We start from the raw sequence: 4,238 nt of genomic DNA, 5'->3' as shown, positions 1-4,238 counted from the left end.
CATTCACTTAGGGTTACTCACCACGTCATCCCACCCCGGTTTTGTCTAAAGCCAAAACCGGGGTGGGATGACGTGGTGAGTAACCCTAAGTGAATGAACTCAATATCAAGTCTTGATAAGGGTTTCAGGTTAAGTTAACACCAATGAGCAATGCTGTGCCCCTACGGAAGTTTCTGGTTGACAGCAATTTTCAGGTAATTAAACCATAGGGTAGGGTAGCACAGCGGTACTATCCTACAAAGGATTGTGGTTCAAATAGATGAAAACGGCTGTAAATAAATGAAATTAGTTGTAATTTATCCAAAAAAAAATACAAGTCTTGTTTGCTAGTAAAAATAAGAATGCCCTCAACACTGACAGAAAACGTCCGCAAAACAGTACTAGAAAATGGTCTAATTGTCCTCACCAAGGAAGTGCATACTGCGCCCGTGGTAACGGTGCAGGTGTGGTACAAGGTAGGTTCGCGCAACGAAGAACCGGGAGTCAATGGTATTGCTCACCAATTGGAACACATGATGTTTAAAGGCACTCTAAATCGTCCGGTTCAATTTGGACGTTTGTTTAGTGCTTTAGGTAGTGATTCCAATGCTTTCACCAGTTATGACCAAACGGCATATTACGGTACTGTTGAACGAAGCAAGCTGAAAGCACTCTTGGTGCTAGAAGCGGACAGAATGCAAAATACCCAGATTGAACCAGAGCAACTAGCAAGTGAAAAGCGGGTAGTAATTTCGGAGCTACAAGGTTACGAAAATAGTCCAGAATATCGCCTCAATCGCGCCCTCATGCAAGCAGTGTTTCCCAATCATGCCTATGGTTTGCCTGTAGGTGGCGTCAAAGCAGATGTTGAAAAATTTGAACTTGAGCAGGTAGAAAAATATTACCGCAACTTTTACACTCCCGATAACGCCGTCTTAGTAATTGTTGGAGATTTTCAAACCGCAAATACCCTGGAAATAGTTAAAGAAGTATTTGGCGAATTACCAAAGAGAGTGAGGAGTGAGGAGTTAGGAGTTAGGAGTCAAAATACTTTTACCCCATCTTCCTCACTCCCCACTCCCATAATATTGCGCGAACCAGGAGCAGGACGCTTGTTACAAGCGGTTTATCCGTTACCAGATGTGAATCAACCGGATGTACCTGCGTTGGATGTGATGGATTATATTTTGACTGAGGGACGGAATTCTCGCCTTTATCAGGCTTTGGTGGAATCAGGTTTAGCTCGTGAAGTTACAGCATCCGTTACCAGTTTGCGGGAATTTGGTTGGTATGAGGTGTTGGTGACGGCTGCATCTAAACAAGATTTGCAAAAAATTGACTCTGTGCTGAATAGTGCGATCGCCAATGTAGCAAAAAAAGGTGTGACATTGGAGGAAGTGGAACGAGCCAAAACTCAATTAACAGCAGATGTCATTTTGAGTAACCGTGATATCACTTCTCAAGGAATGCAATTAGGCCATGATGAAACCACTGCTGATGATTATCGCTATACAGACCGCTATTTAGCAGCTGTCGGTTTGGTGAAGCCAACGGATGTTGTGGCTGTAATTAATAAATATCTCAAAAAAGAAACACGTAGAGTAGGCTTTTTTGAACCAACCCAGAAGCAAACAACAGAAGTTGGTCATAAACCAGATTTAACCCAAACTACCGAAAATTTCTCTCCTGTAGCACCCGTAGTTGCTGCTGAAGTGGCGAATTACTTACCAACTATGGATTTGGCGACAGATGGGTTGCTTACCGTCAACGACATCGCCCAAATATTACCACAGCAATTCCAATTGAACAACGGACTGCGGCTATTACTATTACCTGACCATAGTACTCCCACCGTTACCCTAAGCGGCTACATTCAAGCCGGGACGGAATTTGATTCAAATGAGCGAGCTGGACTGGCTGCTTTTGTTGCAGAAAATTTGCTTAGTGGCACAAAAACCAACGATGTCTTAACAATTGCCAAAACGTTGGCACAACGAGGCGTGAGTTTAGATTTTCAAGCTTACCCCGAAGGCGTGCAAATTGAAGGTGATAGTTTAGCACCCGACTTGCCGATACTCATTGAAATTTTGGCAGATGCTCTGAAAAATAGTACATTTCCCGTTAAAGAGTTGGAACTGCATCGCCAACAAACTTTAACCGATTTGCAAATAGAATTAGATGAGCCGTCAGAAGTAGCCAGAAGAATATTTGTTCAGTCGATTTATCCCGAAAAACATCCCTTATACACGTTTCCCACAGAGGAGAGTCTACAGCGGATTAAACGCCAGGATGTGATTGATTTCAAAGCCAAATATTATCGCCCCGACACAGTAGTGCTAGTACTGGTGGGAGATTTTGAGCTAGAGTCAGTGCGATCGCTCATCGAATCCAAGTTTGCTGACTGGCGAGTTAGCGGTAAACCACCGACGTTAAAATATCCTACAGTATCATTGCCAGAAAAAATAGTCAGTGTCAACCAAGTCTTAGTAGGTAAAACCCAAGCTGTGACTTGTATGGGTTACCCAGGTATTAACCGTTACGATCCTCGGTTTTACGCAGTTTTAGTGTTGAATCAGATTTTGGGAGGCGATACCTTATCTAGTAGACTGGGAACAGAAGTGCGCGATCGCCAAGGTTTGAGTTATGGAATTTATAGCTACTTCCTAGTCGGCAAAAATGCGGGGACATTTTTGATAGAAATGCAAACTAATCCTGAAGATAGCATCAAAGCGATCGCTAGTACCCGCCAAATACTACAGCAAATCCGCGAACAACGCGTCACAGAACTAGAAGTAGAAACAGCTAAACGCACCCTAATTGGCAACTATAGTGTTTCCCTGGCAAACCCAGAGGAATTAACAGATAGAATTCTGATGAATGAAGTCTACGGATTAGATAGAGGAGAATTATACTCCTTTACACAAGCAATCCAGAAAGTTGCCCTTGGGGAAGTCAATCAAGCAGCGCGAGAGTTAATCCACCCAGATAAAATCGTAGTTGCTACTGCTGGATCTGGTGTATAGCTCAAGCAGCTTACTAAGCAATACTCAAATTAACTCGGAGAATTAAATCGTTAAAATCTTTGTCACCACCATTTGCTAAATCTTCAAAACCAAAGATGTTATCTCCCAACACGCGAATATGGTCAACTTTGTCAGTATTAGCTCCCAAAAATGAGAAGTAAACCGCTGGGTCGTTATTAGCGTTGCTATCTAAAATCGCATCGGGTCTACCATTAGCAATAATAAATGGTGCATAGATAGCACCAGCCAAAAAATTACCAGTCAAGGTGGCCGTACCTTGATTACTAACTGTTAGGTCAATCCCTGCAACACGCCCACGCACAGCCGCTTGCGTATAACCAGCCTGTCCGGGGAGAATATCTGCATTGCCATCATCGTTAGTATCAATTCCACCATTTTTATCGGTTATCTTATAAAATCCTACAAAGTTATCAAAAGCTGCTTCTCTGTTGACGGTAAAATCAGCTTTCATTAATTGTGTCTGGGTGCGTAAATCAATCAATTCTGCTTGTGAATTGCCTTGCAAATTTGTACCCACAGCTAAAGATTGATTAGTACCCCCAATCTTCACTACCAAATCTTGAAAATTGCTAGCACCACTACCATCTTCCCAAGCTAAAGTAAATTCATCATTGCCTAAATTAGTTACTTTTTGTGTCGCTGTATTAGAAAATAAAACTTCTGTAATTGGGGTGATTCCAGCTAATACTGCATCTGTTGTACTATTTTTGACTAAATAAAATCTCAGGCGATCGCCGGAATTGAGTTCTAATAAGCGTGTAATATTAGTAGTATTAAATCCATTGGGGATGTTAGTAATAACCGAAAAAATTACCTGAGCGCGAGCTAAAGCAGCTTGGGCGTAACCTGCCTCACCAGGAGCGATACCATTAATTTTGCCAGTATCATCGTCAACAATAAATACTCCCAGTTCATTTACCAGATTAGAATTACTTCCTGTGAGCGTAACTTGCAGTGTGGCTTTAGTATCGTCACCTATAATGTTAAAGATATCATCATCTTTTGTTGTTAGTTTAGTGGGAATATTGAGGTCATTGACACTGATAGTTAATGCCTTTTGGTAAGATAGTCCATTAGCATCAGTTGTTTTTACGCGAATTTTGTAACTTGATTGAGTTTCAAAGTTTGGAGAGTTTTGGATTTTTAGTTGATTGCCATCAATGGTGAAGGCGTTATTATCAGTATCGCCATTGCCAGGGATTAGGCTGTAGGTGA

2 protein-coding genes are annotated in these 4,238 nt (G+C 41.8%); one reads left to right on the top strand and one right to left on the bottom strand.

Annotated features, from left to right (window positions below; genetic code table 11):
- Nucleotides 1-341: 341 nt before the first annotated feature.
- On the top strand, nt 342-3,002 hold the full coding sequence (locus GNE10_RS32425; RefSeq protein WP_185570100.1) for a pitrilysin family protein: 2,661 nt from the start codon (nt 342-344) through the stop codon (nt 3,000-3,002).
- Between the two features lie 13 nt (nt 3,003-3,015).
- On the opposite strand, the gene GNE10_RS32420 is transcribed toward GNE10_RS32425, so the two are convergent.
- The coding region (locus GNE10_RS32420) for a DUF4114 domain-containing protein (RefSeq protein WP_185570098.1) at nt 3,016-4,238 on the bottom strand (1,223 nt) is incomplete at its 5' end.

Source organism: Nostoc sp. 2RC, from assembly GCF_014222165.1.
GTDB classification, from domain to species: Bacteria; Cyanobacteriota; Cyanobacteriia; order Cyanobacteriales; family Nostocaceae; genus Nostoc; species Nostoc linckia.
Note: the sequence above shows the minus strand (reverse complement) of the source record. Positions and strands in the feature narration are given on the sequence as shown.